Source organism: Psychrobacter sp. TWP2-1-2, assembly GCF_049896785.1.
Classification (GTDB): domain Bacteria; phylum Pseudomonadota; class Gammaproteobacteria; order Pseudomonadales; family Moraxellaceae; genus Psychrobacter.
In genome coordinates, this window is sequence record NZ_JAFCVA010000018.1 from 14,221 (window position 1) to 33,566 (window position 19,346).

Genomic DNA, 19,346 nt, shown 5'->3' on the forward strand with positions numbered 1-19,346 from the left:
ATTTCACCTATTAAAATTAAATTCGCTCAACATCAAAACCAAAATATTGAATTAACCAGGATAAAAAACCATCATGGTTAATTCAAAATTTTTCACTCTATTATCTACCTCTATCAATGTTAGATTGTTGTGTTGGTTGTGCCTTAAACTCTACTTGTGGCTCTTTATTGACTACCATTTGAGGTACTTCGATCTTACCTGCCATAATATCAGGCGTTTTTTCATCAATGGTCTTTAAGCAAGAACCAAGTTTTTTAGGATCATCCTTATATAGTTCATGGACTAATTTTTTAACCGCCTCTATCGCTACTGCCTTATCTTCCATTTTGTCGGTAGCAATTTTTCTTGATCTATCAGCATCACCTATTTTTACGTCCTCAACTACTTTGACCTCTTTAAATCCTTTGTCGTCGTTTTTATCTTTCTCGATGCTTAGGCTATTATCTTGCTTTTTATCTGTACCGCCTAATTTACTCTCTAAAAATTCAGGCGTATTGCGTTCAATACCATGATACTTGTCGCTTACCTCATTCATTATTGCGATACTATCTTTGCTGTAGCCTGATTTATATAATTGTTCACCAATTTGTTGTTGGTAACGCTCAAAACTTTGTTGAGGCTTAACATCCTTTTCATTAGGATCATAGATAACAGCTTGCGCCTTAGATACCGTCAAGTTATCAATATTGCGATCTCTTAAAGTCTCACTAACAATCTCACCATAGCGCCCATGTTTATCAGCAGTCAATGGCTCAACACTGGCTTTATCACCAAGCATTTTTTCGCTATTTATATTAGCGATCTCAATACCTTTTTCAGACCCTAGCCCTCTAATAATATGAGCATTGGCAGCTTGCACATAATCAGACATAGGAGACGCTACTTTTGCACTATCAGCATCTATAGCAGCCCTATCCCTAATATCAGTCTCAATAAATTCAGCTATGCGCTCAACTTGTTCTTTATCAATATTGTTTTCGGTAAGCACTTGCTTTGCGTCGGCAGTCATATTTTCAGCTAAATTAGCTATTACAGCCTCTCTCACTTCAGGAGTCGATTTTTCATAAACATCAGGATCAGGCGCAGTATGATTATGACCATAATTATAATTATCAACTTGATTTCTAGCGTTTCTATGAGCATCTAAATCTTTATGTAATGCCTCATATCTATCAAACTGATTATTAAATTTTTCAGCTACAGAATTATCAATAACAGCTTGTTTATCAGCATTGACTTCATCATCAAAACGCCCAAGTACAGCCATTCGGTCAGCATCATTTAAAGATTGACCGACTTCGTTAAGATCGCTTTTTGCAAAATCCACCACTTGATTTTCAGTAAAAGACTTACCAGTGTTTTCAGAAAATTCATCCATTTCAATTAATGTAGTTTCAAACTTCTTAATTGCAGCCTCATTAAGCCAAGCCTGATTAGGCAAGTCTTTGGTAGCCAAATCTAGCGCCACCATAGCCTTTTTATAAGCCTCATTTGCATACAGTTGATCAAGCAATACCTGTCTTTGTTCGTTAGTCATATCACTATCAGCATCTACATCATTATCAACAGCTAATTCTTTTTCTTTTTCACCATTAATATTAATATTCTTTTCTGCCTCAACAGCAGTTGAGGCAGTCACAGCTTGTTCAACACTATCATTTTTAACTTCAGGAACATCAATCTCTTTAGCAGCTTGCGCCTCTTGCTTTTCGATCTCTTTAGAACGAGCATAATCATTAGTGACCGTGTTTTTTGTGCGCCCCTCTTGAATGGCTAGCAATTCAGCTCTATCAGCTTCAGTAGGTTTAAACCCTTTAGTTTCAATGCCTCTAATACGTGACTCTATCCACATTTGCTTTTTAAATTCAGGATCGCCTTTAATTTGTATGGCTTTCCAGTTTTTACTTTGTGCCAAATCAAGCATAGCCTTAACCGTCTTTTCATCATTTTTTGAGGTGGCAAGGGCAGTTGTTCTATCTTCAAACGCTACCGTCTTAGGATCGGTTTTATCATAGAAATGTATTTTCGCCTCTTTTAAAAATCTATTTTTAGCAATCGCTATATAATTATTTTCAAGGCTTTGAGGTAGACCGATATTCTTATTTTTATCAGCATCAACTTTGACTAAATCGCCTTTGCTAAGTTTAATCGAGGTTTCAGTATCAGCCTCAATTTCAGCCTCAACTTCAGCACTCATAGTTGGTGCATTATCGACTTCTATCGTATTTTGTAAATTAAGCGGAGGCTCATATTTTTCAGCATCCCAATACCGTTTTTTTGCTTGTACAAAATTACCATCTTTATCAGGAACACTTACTTGCTCTACGCCTCTATCAACAAACGTGGCAGTATCACCTTTTTGAATGTCAGCTTGTTTGATAGCACCTTGCAAACCATTACCCCAAAAAGTCTTGTCATCCCCATTTTGGTTTAAAGTAACGTAAAAACTTGCGTTATTAGTAGGATCATTTTTATAAGGTGCAGACCCAAAATCTACTACCTCACCATGAATTGCTTTTGCGTTTTTATCCGTAGCCATTGCTTTATATCCTTATCAATTTATTAAATTATTTCTTTAGGTTGTTTAGTCTTATCTAGCAAGATAGTTGTCAACATCACCTATAAAATCGGTATCAAAACCAAAAAAGTTATTTATCGCTATATGTGTGCTTTTAGGCTGTTCTTTAATCAAATCAGCACCGCTTTTATCTTCAAGCTGTTTAAACGTATTTAGTTTTTCAGGTGTTATGCCTCGCATAGTGTTAAGCATACCTCTAACGTCCATTGGCGGTACTTCAGGCGTGGGTAAACCAACCCTACCCTCAAAAACAGGGTCTAAATAGTATTTAATCTTGTCACACATGATCGGCTTAAAAGCCTGATAACTGACTATCTCTTTATTTTCATCCATCTGCTTTAGCTCTTGCGGTAGCATAAGCTCTCTTTTCTGATCGCTTAAACTAACAGACCCACCACCGCCTTTGCCTCGATTGCGTGACGTTGATCTACTTTTGACTGTCTCATTTCCTAACATTTCTGAATAATCTCTTGCGTCCGAGTCAGTACGAGGGGCAAACATGATCTGACAAGCCATATTACTAAGCATTGTTTGCGTACCCTCTTTTTCATAATACTGTTCAGATTGTGAACGGTTTTGAAAAATTAGGCATAGGCGCAAGTTATAACCTGCTATATAGGCGACTGCTTTATTAATAATATCTACACGCCCTAATGCGGTAAATTCATCAAGAAGAACCAAACATTGATACTTCAGTGTTTTGTCTTGTTCAGGGAGAACACGAGTATTCAAGTTAATAAGTTGGCTAAAGAATAGATTTAGCAATTTATCAAATCTTGATAGCTCATTCGGTTGAATACCCACATAGATAGACATTTTTTTTCTGCGTACATCATCTAGCCAAAAATCACTTTTTGAGGTGGCATAGGCTACAGATGGATCAGTAAAAATATTTAAAGGGGCTGTAAGTGAAGATAAAATACCTGCCCTTGTATTTTCTGATGAATTGCCTGCGAAACTCATAAGACTTTCACGACACTCAACAGTTAAGGGAGGCGTTTCACTATCTGCGCTAAATAAGGCTCTATCTTCAATAGTGCTTGTTATCCATTCATTAAATGGCTCACCAGTGGCAGGAGTTGTTAATTTAAGCAGTTCGGCTAGTGTGCAAGGTCGATTAGGCGTTTCTAGCATATACAAAATAATGCCACTAAATAGGCGTTGAGCTTGTGAGTTAAAAAAAGCAGTCGTACCATCGGACGAGTCCGACGGAAATAAAATATTAGCAATATTTTGAATATCCGCCATTCGATTTTCATGTTTGCGGTCTATATAATCTAACGGATTGTAGCAATGGCTATGACCATCTTTTGCTTTAGGAGCAAACAAATAACAATCTTGATACTTTGATCTAAAGCCTGATGTTATATCCCAGTTTTCATTTTTAACGTCTAGCACTACTACACTATCTTGATAATGTAGTAGGTTCGGTATAACAATACCGACCCCTTTACCACTTCGAGTAGGAGCAGTCACAAACATAAATTCATTGCCATAAAATTCAAGGAATTTATTTTTATACTTGCCGATTAACAAAGACGGATTGCTAGGGGTTTTTGCTTTTTTCTCTTTTTTTTGTTTAGGTGTTAAAAGCAATTCAGCTTTTTTAATATCCGCCAAACTAGCAAATTTAGCACTGCCATGTAATTCTCTTTTAGTACCGCCAAAAGTAGCAATTAAAAATCCTACTACCAAGACAAACGGTACAGCCACCATGAGCATCATACTAACTTTTATAGCTTGCGCCACTTTTGGTACATCACCGTAAGCCGCTTTATAATCAAAAATCAAATGATAGCTATAAATTTCGGACGGTATTTTTTGCCATTCCATAAATACATAGTTACTAGCAAATACGCCCATCACTAAACCAACTATTGCGACCACGACCACCGCTATTAATATTTCGGATGGTTTTTTTTCTGTTCCTGCCATAATTTCACCTATAACTTAGACCAGTACCAGTAAAGCCTAAACAGCCTTACCTTTTTGCAAACGGAATTTTCTAACAGGGTCAAACGCAATTTCAGTTACATAAGTATGTTCCATATACATAATTACGTCTAAGGTAGTAAAAACTTCATTCATTACATAATCAAATTCAAGTTTCTGCCCTACCTCACTTTGTTTAATTAGTGACCCAACCCGATAGTAAGCACTGGCACAGTCATTAGCGTGAACCGTTGTGATCGAACCTGCGTGACCAGTGTTTAAAGCAGATAGATAATCCCATGCCTCATCCCCTCGCAATTCTGTTAAGAATATTCTGTCAGGTTTCATACGCAAGCAAGATTTCAAAAGCTCTTTAGCCGTAACGTCTTTATAGAAAAGATGCACTCTATTAGGATGGTTAGGCAAATCAAGTTCAGCAGTATCTTCAATCGTGATAATTCTCGTATCTGACGGCACAATATCGCAAATTGCTTTAGTAAAAGTTGTTTTACCCGAACCAGTACCGCCCACCAAAACAAAATTTTGCTTATTAAGTACCGCAATTTCTATAAACGTCGCAATATCTCGTTCATCTTTTGCTTTTAACATTTGTAGCTCGAAAAGCTGAAGATGAACATCATCAGGTATGCCAAGCTCTTTACTTAGCTTAGCGATTGCTATTTTTTCTTCATTGTTTTTTTTACGCAAATCATCAGGTAATAGCGTTTCGCCTGCCGTTTGAAAAGTTGATTTATCAACCCACTGACTTAAACGATCAGTATTTATATAATCTGCTAATTTAAAACGTGTATTAGATGGACGACGTACAACAAAACTGATTGTTCCACGTTCGCAGGCAGACGGTATAACCGCCTGCCCTCGTTGACCATCAGGCATAACACCTGAACAAATTGGATTAGCCTCACTGATTTCAAGATTGTTATAGATAGCGAACACATTAACCATCTTTTTTAAAAGACCGTAGTTAAGTTCAGGCATATCATGTTTTTGCCAACCCTCACTACTTTCAGTCCAAACTTCATAAGGTCGATTGATAACGATTTCTGTTAAAGCCTCGTTATCTAAAAAGTCTTGTATGCCAAGCTCTTGTAGCAATCCACGTAAGACCGTACTGTTATTAAAGTTCAAAGGTATATTACTTACGGAGTCCATAAACACCCCCAAAATCAACATCACGAACAACAAGAATATTCATGAGCGTACCTTGTGGCACAGTAGCAGTAGGCGGAATATTAATTGTGGTATCTAATGCCTTTTCAGCCATTGACTCTGTAGTTCTACTGGTTGCTTGTACCGTTGTATTATTCTCGCCACCGTCTTTGCTTTCAAGGCGTGACGTTCCTGCGCTAATACTATCTTGAATAAGCGATAGCATAATTGCACCACCAAATCTTTTCCAAAAATGGTTTTTCACATCAGCTTTTACGCCCATTTCGCCAAGTTGACCAGTAGCAGGCGACTCAAGATTTACGCTTATTCCTTTTGGAGTCTCTACACGAGTCCATAGAACAAAGACTGAAGATTGACCTTGTTTGATCTCAATATTTTGCTCACCGAATACTTTTGAGCCACGCTCAATCAATAAAACCTTGCCATTGGCTGAATAGATATTTTTGCTAACTTGACAAGTAGTAAAGCCTTTATAGTCAGAAACGATTTTAGTTCTAAGCACACAAGGAATACTTGTGCCTTTCATTAAGACCATGCTTGTATCGCCACGCTTACTAGCTGATCCATTGCTTAAAGCCGTTGCTTTATAAGTATCATTAGCACCGCCACTAGCAGCACTAGCAGTAGTAACAGCCGTTCTACCTGCCGTCTCATAAGCCATTACGTTACCACTTAACAAACGCTGTCTTTTTAATTCAGCAGGCGTTGGAGGTGGTGGCGCATATTCAACTTGAGGTGCAGGCGCATTATCAAACATACCCATATCTTGTAGTGATTGCATAGGAGGCGTAGACGCACCACTAGACATAGGAGGCGACGTTGGTTCAGGCATCATAATAGGTGCATAAGCAGGCGTAGAGTCAGGCATAGCCGTAGCTGTAGGCATAGGGGCAATAGGTTGAGCCATGTTATCCATCATTATAGGATCAGCCATAGCATCAGCAGGTATAGGTAAGCCGTTCAATGCCTCAAGTTCTGCTTGATCATCACCAATATCAATACGAGACGAATTGGTTTTAAGATTTCTTTGATTGGCAACAGCTTGTTCAGCCTCTAATGCCTTTTTAGCTTGCTTTGCATCAGTTGCACGATTGAAAGTAACGCCAGTTGCGACTAGAGCAATTAGCATAGCCAAAACCCCTAATGCCATCATTTTTAGTTTTTTAGCATTGCTACTTTTGCGAGTGGTAGTAACATCAACATCAGGCATATCTTCAGTAGCAGTATCGGATTTACTTAAATCTTGAATACTATTACCAAAAACAAAATCATCTTGATTTTCATTGTTGTTAGCGTCTAAATCATTATTAATGCTCATTACTTCACCTCACGATACATATTTTGATCAGACGTACCACGCTCATTAAAATAACCGTCTGAATTGTAAGAACGGTTATAAATCTCACCAACCGAACCGCCCATACGCAAGCGATAAATAGGATTAGTACCATGAATAATCAGTACATCATCAGCAACATGACTATTTACTATCGCCTCGCTTGTATCAGTTAAAACACTAAACACCACTGGCAAATCTTTATTATTAGGATATTTCATATAAGTAAATAAACCGTCATCCCATACACGAGACGGCAAAATCATTTCCTCGCCTCGTTTGTAGTAATTCGTGTTTACGTTTTCAGGTACTAAAATAGGCGCACCGTTCGCATCATTACCAACGGATCTAAATTTGTTACCTACTACAGATTTTGTTTGATTGTTTTCTTTAGGTTTTTCAGGGTATTTAAAACGCACAATATAACTAGGAGCTACATTATTTGTACTTAACTGAATGGCATAGGTACGCTTGTTAGTAACAATAACCATATTGGTATCAGGTAAGGCAGCTGTAGGCTTAATAAAAATATTATTTCCTTTGACTGCTAATGACCATGCTTGAGCATCACCCATGCCAAGACCAGTGCTTTCACCGTCTATACGTTCATCTTCTTCTAACTGAATAAGTGTAGAAATACCTATATCAGTACCAATAACGAAAACGTCATGAGCGTTATATTCAAAGAATTGAACACGCTGATCAAACCCATAAGAGGATGGATTTATAGAGGCAGAGGCGCTAACAGATATAACCGCTAGTGATAAAGATAGTAATGCAGGTTTAATAAATTTCATTTTAAAAGCCCCCTGTTACTGGTGCAGCTTCAGCGACAGGCGCAGCGATAGGCGCAGGCGCAGCGTTCATAACTTCATCTACACGGTAAGTATAAACAGTAAAGCCAAGTGGATTTATCAAGCGCACTTCATCAAGTTGAGGCACGTTGATATAGTCATAACCAAGAGTAGCGATACCTTGAGAAACGATAGGTGCAGGAGTAACGCCACCATTTTGAGGATTATAAGACCCACCATCAGCATTAACGATAGTTTTAGTAAACCGTACTTGTAATAAATTTTCATCAATAAAACTTACGTTATCAATTTGAATTTCAACACGGTTTCGCTTTTGATAAACTTTATGAGGCGCATTAGAGCTAGCAAACCTATTGTTTAAACGGTTTTGTTCTTCTTCGCTACTAAACAATAGAGCTTTATTGAAACTTGATTGAATGGTGTACCAATCATAACCCTCAACAAGACGGACATAATTAGAGGCAAAGAATTTAGAAACTTCCTCACCGTAATCAGATTTTGAATTTGCTAATACGGTTACAATATCAGTTTGACCAGTATTGTTATCAACACGCACAAGATACGGTTCGACTTCTTTTAGAGGCGTTAAAAACATGATCGCAATAGCCATGACAACAGAGGTGATCATAGATGCCCCTGTTATTTTCTGCCAAGTCTTTTCACGTTTCAAAATTTCATCAATGCGAGTATTTTCAAACGCTAACGAGGCATCAATAAAGGCTTGAGACGCAACTTTCTTACTTATTTTACCGTCTTTTTTAGGCTTATCTTCAGTCAGGTCAGGCTCATTTTTAGTCAGGTCAGGCTTATTTTGCTTAACGACATTCTGTTCAGATTTTGTTTTTTTATTAAAAAATTTCATTGCTACTCACCTTTTAAGACTATTGCTGAATTGCTTGAATTGTTATCGTCAGGCACTACGACGCTATTTCCTAAACCATCTTTTTTAAAGTACACATCAGTATTAGGAGGCACGTAGCCATAAGGATTAACCGCAATCCATCTGCCTTTTGCGACAGGTTCTTTTTGATCAGCAGTCTTAACAGTAGCGCAGCCATTCAAAGCGAATGACGCAAGGACTATCGAGCATAGTATTTTATTCATATTCATAATTTCACCTATTAAAATAAACTTGTCTTAAAAATTATTTCTTTAAAGGGGTAAGACCTGATTTTTCAGACTTGATTGTATTTTTACCACCTTTACCACCGCTATCACCTTTATCACCACCGCCCCCATTACTCTTTTGCCCCCCTTGTTGACGACCACCGCCAAGCGCACGATAAGCAGAGCCAAAACCAGTAACAGCCATACCATTACTAAGAGCAGCCGTGAGATCAGGTACTTTTAAAACAACAACAAAGAACAGTAAGGAGGTTGCACCGATTGACAGACTTGTCATAAGGTTTAATTCAACACCAGTATTAACAACATCAGTTAAAAACTGAATTTGAATAGTTGCCAAAATCTGAAGAACAATAAGCATTAAAATATAATTTACAACTTGACCTACCCACAGGCTGAAATATTGTCTTGTAGCAGGGAATAGTGCTAGGACTATAAAGAGTGGTCCTAGCACTAAAAGTATCGACGACATTATTTTAGCTAACAAAATAAAAGCGCCTGCTGCTATGATAAAAGGAATTGCACAGACTAATAAAATCCCACAAACCAAAGTCGCAAAGACCATACCGCCCACATCAAAAAAATCAATATCTTCGTATAAATCTGCCATTGCGTTGTAATATAAATCTAACAAACCATCTAAGCCGTTTGTAACTGGTGCGCTAGTAGTGCCGCTAATAACATTGCCTAATTCAGTCGGTAATTCAGTGACAATAGCCACCACAATAGAGGTATAAGTACCTGCGTTTACGGCTACGCCTAAAATCACCGCCCAAGCAATAAAGCGATAAATCAAATCCACGCCTAGATCAATAGGTTCTGCCCCACCTTTAATATAGGACATTGCTATTAATAATAAATACAAGCCAAAACAAGCAATAATAATAGGTGAGATAACAGATATTAATGCAGCTGTTTGATTGCCTAAAATATTAATGATGGTTTCATCCATCTTAGTAAAAGCATCAGAGAAAATTGTAATAGCCATTAAATCACCTATGTTTAACTTAGTTTAATAAAACTAATCGTCGTTACTTCTGCCAATTAGTTTTTTCTTATTTTCATCTGCTTTCTCAATATCTGCTTTTGTAGCGCCTTGTTGAGCCTCTTGTACGGACGATTTATATTGTCCTACGTCGGACTCACCGCAGCCTATTAAGCTAGATGCTAATAAAACTAAGATACAACCGTTTTTTAGAGTATTCATACTAACGACCTATTAATTTACTGCGTGTCTCACTCATTACTTGACGTTGAGCTAGAGCCTCGTTTTGCTCATTTATTTTCATAGCAACTTGCATTTTGTTCATTTCAACACTAACCATGTTTTGCTCAGCAGATAAGCGATTAGCTAAGTCGGCTTTAGTTTTGGCATCAACCGCACTATTAATCTGATTAGCTAAAGTTTGAATATTATTAGAACGTATATTTAAACTTTGCATCATCGTTTGTGTTTGAGCCTTGCCAAGTAACATAGTTGAGGCTAGACGTTCTTTACCAGTGACATTTTGACGACTGCTTTTTTCATTGGCTACTACGCCTTGATAAACAGTTTGCAAAGCGCCTAAATCATTTTTTCGCATTGCATCCATAACGTCGGTATAACCGTTCGGTAAATGCTGATTAAGTAGCTTTCTAGTAGTTGGATCATTCAACAGATCACCAAGCACACCGCTACCATTCATGGATTGAAACTGCTTAACCTGATTTTGCATTGACGTAACTTGATTTTTAACTTGAGTAACTGCTTGAGCAATGGCAGCAGGATCAATAACAGGAACACCCGCAGCAAAGGCGCTGCTACCAAAAAGAGTGAGACTTAACACACTCGCTTTAAGTGTATTTTTTATTACGACTGACTTATTCATACTATTTCCTCTTGTGAAATGGAGTCATTAACGTGACTCACTGTTACAGGTATGATTGACTCAAGGTCAACTTCTCCAGTTTGCTTGCGTATATTCAAAGCCTTGTAAAAAACAGGCAGCCATTGTTCAGCTTTAGTATCTTGACCCATTAAATTTAAAAGTTTGTCTAAAAGATCGACATTCTTTTTACTAGATGATAAGACCGCTATTTCATCGTTAAAACCATATAAATCAAGCATTGCAAACGCTGATTGATTGCCTTGTTTAACTAAAAATGTGCGAGAAGATAAGCCTAATTTATGTAGTACATCAAACTCTTTTTCAGTAAGTCCAATTCTTGAATAACCACTACCATCTTCATTTTTATATTCAGCGTCAGGGTTCGGTAGCATAATTTTTGTAGGCGTTTGCTCAACAATCGCATTAAAAATAGGCGACTTAATCGCATCAGCAGGAGATTGAGAAATAAGAAGAATAAACTCACCCATTTTACGACCAGTTTTAAGGCTATCAAGTATCATGCGAGACGGCATTTCATACTTAATTGGCAGCCAAAATTCTTCAATAACGGTTGCTAAGATGGGATGCTTTTTAAGCATCATATTTTTCATGTAGAACAAGCATGAAAACACAGGTTCGGAGGGCTGATAGTTATCTACCAACAGATCAGAAACATCAAAACCGACAATTTTAAAGTTATCAACATCAAATTTATTAGTTGGATTGTCTAACGCCCAAGCAAAGCGCCCCTCTTGTTCATCAGTACGACACCATTTTAGGAGTCGTTGGTACAACTCATTACCACCACGTTTAGGGAGACTTTGAATAATTGCAGAAAAGCGACGTTGTTCAAACGGCAAACTTAAAACAGTATCAACCGCATTTTTAATTTGATTTTGTTCTTCACTAGAGCAAGTTTTATCAGCATCAGTAGCGCAAGAGATCACCAACTCATTCAAAAACTCTCTAAGTTGAGGCGTGTTAGGGAACTGAAAAGGGTTAATACCAGTTGGTACACCTGCTTTAATATCAAAATAATCACCATCAAGCGCACGAATAAAAATATTCATACCTCTATCTTTATCTAAAACAAACATAGCAGGGTTAAAGCGTTGAGTAGCTGATAGCAAAGCTGATTGAGTCGTCGTTTTACCCGTACCAGTCGCACCCATTAGGAGGGTATGCCCTGCTACATCATCACCGATATTTTCTTCATCGTCATTTGTGAAATGAAAATTAAAGTCATATAAGGTTTTTGATTTAGTCTCAAGTGGCATTACAGCAGTACCATCACCAAGAACATTACCAGTGGCTTTACCCCTTGAGTAAGTTTGCATTGAAAATGTACCTGCCAAATTACGACTTGATTTAAGCATTGGACGAGGCTTAATGCGATAAGTAGGCAACTGACTAAAATAAGTAGCAGGCGACGACAAATTAGCTCGACGGAAAACCGCCCCTGCGTGGTTCGTAAAAGATGAAGAAACAAGCATCCCATTTTGAATTGCGTCTTTTGGTGTATCGCCAAAAACCACAAGCGAGGCATGATACTCACCAAACGCCAATTCACCCGACTGTATATAGCCTTGAGCGTGTTCTAATTCATCTAATTGATGGACTGCCTTATCTTTAGCCGAACGCAATTTATTTAAGTGTTTTTCGATTTTCTCGAAAGACTTAGTAGGCGACAAAGTAGTAAATGATTGAACAAGATTATATTCAGCAGGCACACTTAAACTTGCCTCATTGAACATACCTAATTTAGTGCGAGAGGGAAAATCTTTAAGATCGTATAACGTAGCAAATCTATCACCACGTTCACCTTTTGATTGCAAAATATCATAGCCAAAATGCAAAGTAGATGATGGTAAATTCTCATAAACAGGCGTACCAGTTAAAGGAATACCATTAATCGGTTTTTCACTACTAACTATATCGCCTAAAAACTCATAGACTTCAGACATTAAAACGCCAAATTCATTCTCATAAACCGATAACGTGCGAGGCTTATAAGTGAATAGAGTGCGAGAAAACTTAGTCACTACTTCAGCAATTTCATCAACTGCTAGATCAGGCGTATCATCATATTTTACGACGATAGCAATATAAAATTTGTTTTCATAATAATCAGTAGTATTAAAGCGTTGCATATACTTACTCATAAAGGTACGAGTAAATATATTTGTAAAATCGTATTTATTAATAACATTAATTTTACGTCTTTTTTGAAACGTCCAAAAAGCTAAACGTCCTGCGTATTCTTTAGCCGTTTCAGCATAGATTAGGTTCAAGGTATCAAAGTCATTTTCTAACTGATTTAAAGGTATTGCCTCAAACATCACCCCCTCAAGCTCAATAATTGACATAACATAGTTTTTGTCAAAATCTATCGCCTCATTGGAAACGTGATACCTAAACTTCGGTATCTCGTTTGGCGTTGTCGAGACTGTTCCCAACAATCTGTTCAATACTTCCTTCATTTCTTAAATACCTCGTTGGCAAAAACGTCAAAGTCTCGTTGAACTCTTTAAAACCTTTGCGCTTAAATTTAAAAAAAATCTCAATGCCAAGTAACCGCATTGCCTTATCATCGTTTGCGACCAAAACTCTTAAAAAGAAAATTATGGGTATCGTAAAAAGGATAAATGCAAATCCCACAATCCCAAATTTCATTTGAGCTATCATCGTCAATAAAACCCCTAAACCGACAGTACCGATGAAAGGCAGTAACGGAACACCACCAATCATAGCCTCACGGTCAAGGGCTGAATAACTTGAAAATTCACGCACTTTCAGCCCCTTTTTTATCTAAGCTAAAGTAGTCCATAACCACGCTGCTAAAGTGATAGATGCGCCTGCGATTGCAACGTGCATCATTGCAGGTATCATATCCGACCAATCTTTTTTACCATTCCAACAAAGCACTGCTTGCCATAACAGATAAGCACCTGCGCCAACACCTACTAATAAAAATGCTTTATCACGAATTTCAGTAACGGAGCTAGTGGCGGTATCAAGTCCACCGCCAAGCCCTGCCGATGCCATACCTGCGTAACCGATCAACATAGCGCACATTGTTACTTGATAAGCACGATGCGACCATGTGACATGATTAGTAGTGACTGCCACATCAGTTTTTACTACGTTTGAAGATATTGAGTTTAAATCGCTCATAATTTTTGCCTTACGGATTAAAAAGATTAATGAAAAGAGATTAAAAGTCCTGAAAAATATCCCACGAATGATGCACCCTTTCAGGCTTGTCACTCACAAGGTTTTGGTCATCCTGAATTACATTATTAGTAACTTGAAAATCAGAAACTTGATTGACCATATTTATAGCGTCATCTGCTGATGCCACTACATTTGATGAATTAGAGGTAATAGGTTTTCTTTGACTATCATTAGCATAGTTAGCCAAAGCCACTTTATTTGTTGGTAACGGTTGATCTTTACGAACCGTTGAGCCAGTTTGATAAATTTGTGGATTATCGTTAGATGCCTTGCGAACATAGTTATGATTATTTAAAACCTTAACCACATAGCCATTATTAAAACCGTCTTTAAAGTTGCCAGTGTTATAACAGCTAAAAGCCATAGTTACCGCTTTATTACTATTACTTTCAATCTTCTTAGCTCTATTCCAACAACCAAGAAAAATTGTTTGCATAGCTCGCAAATTGGTACAGGGATCTAAAACTTGTTGTGCGCTCATACCCAAACTTTTTAAATTAAAGCTATTAATTTGCGCTAAGCCTAAATCGAAACTAGCATTTGTTTTAAGCAAACCATCAGCAATACTAAATGCTTGACGGTAGCTAGTCGGTTGACTAGCAAGGCGATTAGCAGAATTAACCCCTATCGCCCAAGGATTAAAGCTACTTTCAGTTTTGACGATAGCATTAACGGTAATAGGTGGAACATCAGGGGCGCATTGTTGGATAAAAGCTAGGTCTAACATAATTAATCCACTCTTATTTAAAATCTATGTTTAGAAAATGGTTGACCATCTACATAAAACGTAAATTCATAATCAGCACCGTCAGGAGTCATAACCATAGTATTGCTATACCACTCTTGACGAGGCACTTTTACAGTGACCAAATCACCGCCTTTGTTAGTCCGATATGTATAAGCATCAACCGAGCCATTTAAACTACCTTTTATACAAGCACGAGCTTTGTAGCGATCACCAAAAATGTTAGATAGTCGATTGCCACTTTCAAATTTTTGAGATATAGCACCGCCTGATAAAACCGAACGTGGGCGCATATTGGCAGGCTTTTGACCTTGATGATAAATAACATTATCACTGCCTTGACGGTAGCCGTCAGGACACATAGGAGTCGGATTAGCTCTTTGATGATCAACCCATGACCCACTTGCTTTAGAGTTTGTACCATCAACTAATGAGCAAGTAGGCATAGCTCTACCTTTTCGTAAGTCTCTTAATACGTCTTTAATAGTAGATACACACTCTTTAACACCCATTGGATTAGGCGCACCCATGCACAGCATGAATTTACAGCCGTCTGCTGCTTGTGCAGAAGTTGAGGCAATAGGCAGTATCAAAGCGCCAGTTACGCATAATCCCTTAATTGCGTTAGACATATTCATGTATTCATCTTCCCTCTTTACGTTGGTTAAATTCATCTAAATTAGAAAAAACCTCTATCTTTTGACCATCTAAAGCATTGCAGACAATAAAGACGTTTTGAGCGTTGTTGCAGGTTTCATGTACGAACCGCAAACAAAAATCAAGGGTTTTAAAATATCGTCTATGACCTGCGAATGTGTGTAATTCCTGATAATCGGATTTATGGTGTAAATGAATTTGAATAAACCATGATGGTTTTTCATCGTCATTCTCACTGTCTTTCTCAAAAATTATTACATCAAACTGCTTATCAAGATTTGTGTTAATCGTCTTTAGATTATTTGTGTTAATCATTGCATCACCACCTATTTCATCGGTCTTTTGGTGATACAACTTTACAGGGTTTTGATCCATACTAGACTACCGTACCCTAATTTTTTTCACAAGAACACGTTTTTGTGAAACGTAAATGAGTTTTCATTATACAATAATCAATTCTTGTTTTATAGCTTATGATAGCTAATACTGCTTAAATCTCTTTATTTAGTCATGATTAATAGTTATATCAAAAATTTTTTAGATAACTGTTTGTTATTAGCACAATTTGGGTTGTTATTATGCCAGTCTAATCTTGATCGCAGTAAGATTTATGAAACGTATACGTCACTCATTGACGCACTGTTTTAATTATTTAATTAGCAGGTAATTAACATTAGTTATCCTCAACTTAAAGAGAGTTTTATTCATTATTACACTAATGAAAAAACTTATTCCAAATTAGAAATATAGAACTGTATCAATCACTTATGTTTAATGTTAGAGCATAAAACTATAGTGTTGGCTATAGCCTATAATTCATCAAAACTAACAATAGTAATGAAGTTTGCCTAATATATATATTCACTTAAATAAATACAGTATCTTACTGTTAAATATTGAGTTTGGCTTTATATCATATAAGAACCGTTTTTTATGTTTACAAGTGTGTGCTATATGCAATGAACATTAGTCTGTAATTATTGGCTATAAATTAATAATGAAGAATTACCTTTACTGATAATCAATGCCAATGTATCTAAATGAGCTTTAAATGAGCTGTAAGAGCCTTTTAAAGCCTAAAAGTTAGATTGATACCAGTAAGATGATTAGATAGGCAATTAAGCCAAATGAGAGCCGTTTGGCTTTTAGAGTGGTTTTGCTTTTAAATAAACTAAAAATTAAAGAGAGAAGAAAGCGTCAGCAGACGCTTTTTTGAGAATGATCCAAAACGATTTTATTCAACACAGATTTTGAAAAGGGGATGTTTAATTAACTTGTTTAGTAGTCTTGTTTAGTAGTCTTGTTTAGTAGTCTTGTTTCATGGCTCATAACTCATTGATTTTAATATTTAAAAAAGACGTTTAAACAACTTATTTTATCCTTAAACAACTTATTTTATCCTTAAACAACTTATTTTATCCTTAAACAACTTATTTTATCCTTAAACAACTTATTTTATTTTAGGCTGAAAGCTATACACAGCCTTATACACAGCCTTACACACAGCCTTATACACAGGTTTTAATGAACTTATTTTATTGCCGTAAAACATCATCTTTAAACAACTTATTTTATTGCCGTAAAACATCATCTTTAAACAACTTATTTTATTTAGGCTGAAAGCTATACGCAGCATTGCATACAGCCTTATATACAGGTTTTAAACAACTTATTTTATTGCTGTAAAACATCATCTTTAAACAACTTATTTTATTTAGGCTGAAAGCTATACGCAGCATTGCATACAGCCTTATATACAGGTTTTAAACAACTTATTTTATTGCCGTAGTATTTTGGGTATTATTCCTTTGAAGTCAATGTTTACAAGGGTTTAGCTTTTAAAAGAAACCTATAAAATTATTGGTTGCTTTAAATTGTGATCTTACCTATAATAAAGAAACCTATAATTTTATAGGTTGTTTATATATTACATAGGTGAAATTATGAGTACGGAAATTGTTGTAAAGGATCGTGAAAATCCTAAATTAAAGCGAGGTAGTTTAGGTAATAATATGGTATCGCAGCATAATCATTTAGTGACGGCTAGTTATGAACTGACATTAACCGAAAAAAGGTTGCTCTTAGCTTGTATTAGCAAGATTAATAGCACCGAGAGCTTTTCATCAACGACACCTTTTAATTTTGATTTAGCAGAGGGCGCAGAATTATTTGGATATGATTTATCTAATAGTGGCGTTATTGCAGCGTTTAAATCTGCTGCCGAGGGGCTTAGGGTTAAGGCTGTTTCACATTCAAAAGTTTCAGGTTGGATAGAGACATCAATATTACAGGGTTATGAATATCATTATGAAACTAAGGTAATGAGTGTTTATTTTTCTCATTTGCTGATCCCTTATTTGTCCGAATTGCAAACCACTTTTACTACTTTTCGATTGCTACATATAGGCAAACTTAGTAGCCAACATTCAATAAGGCTGTATGAGCTATTGGTTATGTTCTTAAATAAAAATTACGGTAAGCCTTGCCATAAGAAGATGAAGTTGACAGAGTTTAAGGAGCTGATGAATTGTGAAAATGTATATAAAAATAATTTTGCTATGTTTAGAGTTAAGGTTGTAGAGGCAGCTATTAACCAAATTAACGCTGAAACTGATATTGATGTTAGTGTGAAATATGAAAAGAATGGAAAGAAAGGAAATGGGCGTTTTTTTACTCATATCGTACTTGATCTTTCTAAAAAAAGTAGATGGAAAAATGCTGAAAATGAGTTTAAGCAGATTTTGAGTGATGATCAGATTGAGAAAATTTTAAATAATATGGAGTTTCTTAACGTACATTATGACGATTATCAAGCCAAAGGCGGAAAAGACGGGGTTTTGGGGTTTTTTAAAGAGGCGAAAAAATTGCTTAAAGAAGATCCGAAAAAGCATTTTAGTGATTATGCAGATTATTTGAAAGATAAGTAGAGGTTACTACATATAGTAGTTATTTCAGCGGTAATAGACACAATATATAGTGTTTACGTCTTATTTTAGACAATAAAATGCCCCTAATTCGGTGAAATTATGAAACGAAAATAGGGGCAAGTACCAAGTCTGGCAGAAACATCATAGCAAACAACACCAACTAGGCGCAAATTATTTAATTTTCATAGGTGAAATTATGAGTAAATCAGCAGTAAAACTTACATTCGATCACAAGATCAATCGCAAACAATCTTCTCTTAATCGACATACTCACAGATATAAAAAGTTAAAACTTTGGGAAACTAGGTATAAGTGGGAGGGTGAATATAAGGAAAAAAAAGAAGTGGAAATGAAGAAATTAGAAGAAAAAATAGCTCAAAATGAAATGGAATTAGCAGAGCTAAAAACTAAGAAAAAAGCCCATGAGAAAGAGTTGAAAGCTAAGACAATCAACATATGGGGTAAGGCTATGAGTAAAGCAGCTAAGGATGATGAAACGGTGGCGCAAGCTAAGGCTGAAATGTTTTTTTCAGGTTATTTGTCAAAACAGGACGCAAGAACCGTAGAGGATGATATTAAGGCAGCGGTGGCTATATATCTAAATAGCGTTTTTATTGGTAATTTAGATGAAAAAGATATTGCTGAAATAAGGCAGATGGATGAAAGTAGTAAATTATTATGGGATATTGATATTAGTGATGAAGTTAATTGTTTTATAGATGAAAATTCGCCTCAACTTAAAGAGCCAACATTAGATTTTTTTAGTAATATTGGCGACCAAAACGATTTTTTTAGTAATATTGGTGATTTACCTAAATAATGATGGAGGCTGTCGCATTGGTAAACAGATACCAATGCGCCACCACGCTTTTCACTTCAATGCCTGCCCCTATTGGCTTGCTATAGTAATTGATACCTTGTTTGCTTGCTAAGCGTCA

General features: G+C 36.4%; 18 protein-coding genes. 2 read left to right on the forward strand and 16 right to left on the reverse strand.

Translation table 11 applies throughout. The features are described 5' to 3' along the window. Positions 1-100 precede the first annotated feature (100 nt). Genes ACP7AE_RS12690 through ACP7AE_RS12765 form a run of 16 tightly spaced genes read right to left on the reverse strand, consistent with a single transcriptional unit; the run spans position 101 to position 15,856 of the window. Positions 101-2,539 (reverse strand): LPD7 domain-containing protein, encoded by a 2,439-nt coding sequence (locus ACP7AE_RS12690; RefSeq protein WP_426243482.1) that lies wholly within the window; start codon positions 2,537-2,539, stop codon positions 101-103. 51 nt (positions 2,540-2,590) lie between these two features. Beyond that, entirely contained in the window at positions 2,591-4,513 is a 1,923-nt protein-coding gene (locus ACP7AE_RS12695; protein WP_426243484.1) for a type IV secretory system conjugative DNA transfer family protein, read from the reverse strand. A 36-nt stretch (positions 4,514-4,549) separates the two neighbouring features. Next, positions 4,550-5,683, reverse strand: a complete 1,134-nt coding sequence (locus tag ACP7AE_RS12700) for an ATPase, T2SS/T4P/T4SS family (RefSeq protein WP_426243486.1) — start codon at positions 5,681-5,683, stop codon at positions 4,550-4,552. After that, positions 5,667-7,019, reverse strand: a complete 1,353-nt coding sequence (gene virB10 / locus ACP7AE_RS12705; protein WP_426243488.1) for a type IV secretion system protein VirB10 — start codon at positions 7,017-7,019, stop codon at positions 5,667-5,669. Before virB10 ends, ACP7AE_RS12700 begins: the two co-directional genes overlap by 17 nt. Next, complete coding sequence (locus ACP7AE_RS12710) at positions 7,019-7,834, reverse strand: TrbG/VirB9 family P-type conjugative transfer protein (protein ID WP_426243490.1); 816 nt, start codon at positions 7,832-7,834, stop codon at positions 7,019-7,021. The genes virB10 and ACP7AE_RS12710 overlap by 1 nt, the downstream gene beginning before the upstream one ends. Position 7,835: 1 nt before the next feature. Beyond that, positions 7,836-8,714 carry a virB8 family protein gene (locus ACP7AE_RS12715; RefSeq protein ID WP_426243492.1) on the reverse strand — a complete coding sequence of 293 codons (879 nt, stop codon included), beginning with the start codon at positions 8,712-8,714 and terminating at the stop codon, positions 7,836-7,838. Positions 8,715-8,716: 2 nt separating this feature from the next. Then, positions 8,717-8,962, reverse strand: coding sequence for a hypothetical protein (locus tag ACP7AE_RS12720; protein WP_426243494.1), 246 nt, complete (start codon positions 8,960-8,962; stop codon positions 8,717-8,719). Between the two features lie 34 nt (positions 8,963-8,996). Next, the gene (locus ACP7AE_RS12725) at positions 8,997-9,965 is read right to left on the reverse strand and encodes a type IV secretion system protein (RefSeq protein WP_426243496.1); all 969 of its coding nucleotides are present in this window, start codon (positions 9,963-9,965) and stop codon (positions 8,997-8,999) included. A gap of 33 nt (positions 9,966-9,998) precedes the next feature. Further along, on the reverse strand, positions 9,999-10,184 hold the full coding sequence (locus ACP7AE_RS12730; RefSeq protein ID WP_426243498.1) for a hypothetical protein: 186 nt from the start codon (positions 10,182-10,184) through the stop codon (positions 9,999-10,001). Position 10,185: 1 nt separating this feature from the next. Further along, on the reverse strand, positions 10,186-10,845 hold the full coding sequence (locus ACP7AE_RS12735) for a type IV secretion system protein (protein WP_426243500.1): 660 nt from the start codon (positions 10,843-10,845) through the stop codon (positions 10,186-10,188). After that, positions 10,842-13,325: a hypothetical protein gene (locus ACP7AE_RS12740; RefSeq protein WP_426243502.1), complete on the reverse strand. Its 2,484-nt coding sequence runs from the start codon at positions 13,323-13,325 to the stop codon at positions 10,842-10,844. Before ACP7AE_RS12740 ends, ACP7AE_RS12735 begins: the two co-directional genes overlap by 4 nt. Beyond that, positions 13,258-13,635 carry a VirB3 family type IV secretion system protein gene (locus ACP7AE_RS12745; RefSeq protein ID WP_426243504.1) on the reverse strand — a complete coding sequence of 126 codons (378 nt, stop codon included), beginning with the start codon at positions 13,633-13,635 and terminating at the stop codon, positions 13,258-13,260. Before ACP7AE_RS12745 ends, ACP7AE_RS12740 begins: the two co-directional genes overlap by 68 nt. Positions 13,636-13,653: 18 nt before the next feature. Then, positions 13,654-14,019 (reverse strand): hypothetical protein, encoded by a 366-nt coding sequence (locus tag ACP7AE_RS12750; RefSeq protein WP_426243506.1) that lies wholly within the window; start codon positions 14,017-14,019, stop codon positions 13,654-13,656. A 40-nt stretch (positions 14,020-14,059) separates the two neighbouring features. Further along, positions 14,060-14,806, reverse strand: a complete 747-nt coding sequence (locus tag ACP7AE_RS12755) for a lytic transglycosylase domain-containing protein (protein WP_426243508.1) — start codon at positions 14,804-14,806, stop codon at positions 14,060-14,062. 17 nt (positions 14,807-14,823) lie between these two features. Continuing rightward, complete coding sequence (locus tag ACP7AE_RS12760) at positions 14,824-15,498, reverse strand: hypothetical protein (RefSeq protein WP_426243510.1); 675 nt, start codon at positions 15,496-15,498, stop codon at positions 14,824-14,826. Continuing rightward, complete coding sequence (locus ACP7AE_RS12765; RefSeq protein WP_426243512.1) at positions 15,467-15,856, reverse strand: hypothetical protein; 390 nt, start codon at positions 15,854-15,856, stop codon at positions 15,467-15,469. Before ACP7AE_RS12765 ends, ACP7AE_RS12760 begins: the two co-directional genes overlap by 32 nt. Positions 15,857-17,424: 1,568 nt before the next feature. On the opposite strand from ACP7AE_RS12765, the gene ACP7AE_RS12770 reads away from it, so the two are divergent. Beyond that, a complete protein-coding gene (locus tag ACP7AE_RS12770; RefSeq protein ID WP_426243514.1) occupies positions 17,425-18,408 on the forward strand; it encodes a replication initiation protein in 984 nt (327 codons plus the stop codon). Positions 18,409-18,604: 196 nt separating this feature from the next. Further along, positions 18,605-19,228 (forward strand): hypothetical protein, encoded by a 624-nt coding sequence (locus ACP7AE_RS12775; protein ID WP_426243516.1) that lies wholly within the window; start codon positions 18,605-18,607, stop codon positions 19,226-19,228. The last annotated feature ends 118 nt before the right edge of the window (positions 19,229-19,346 follow it).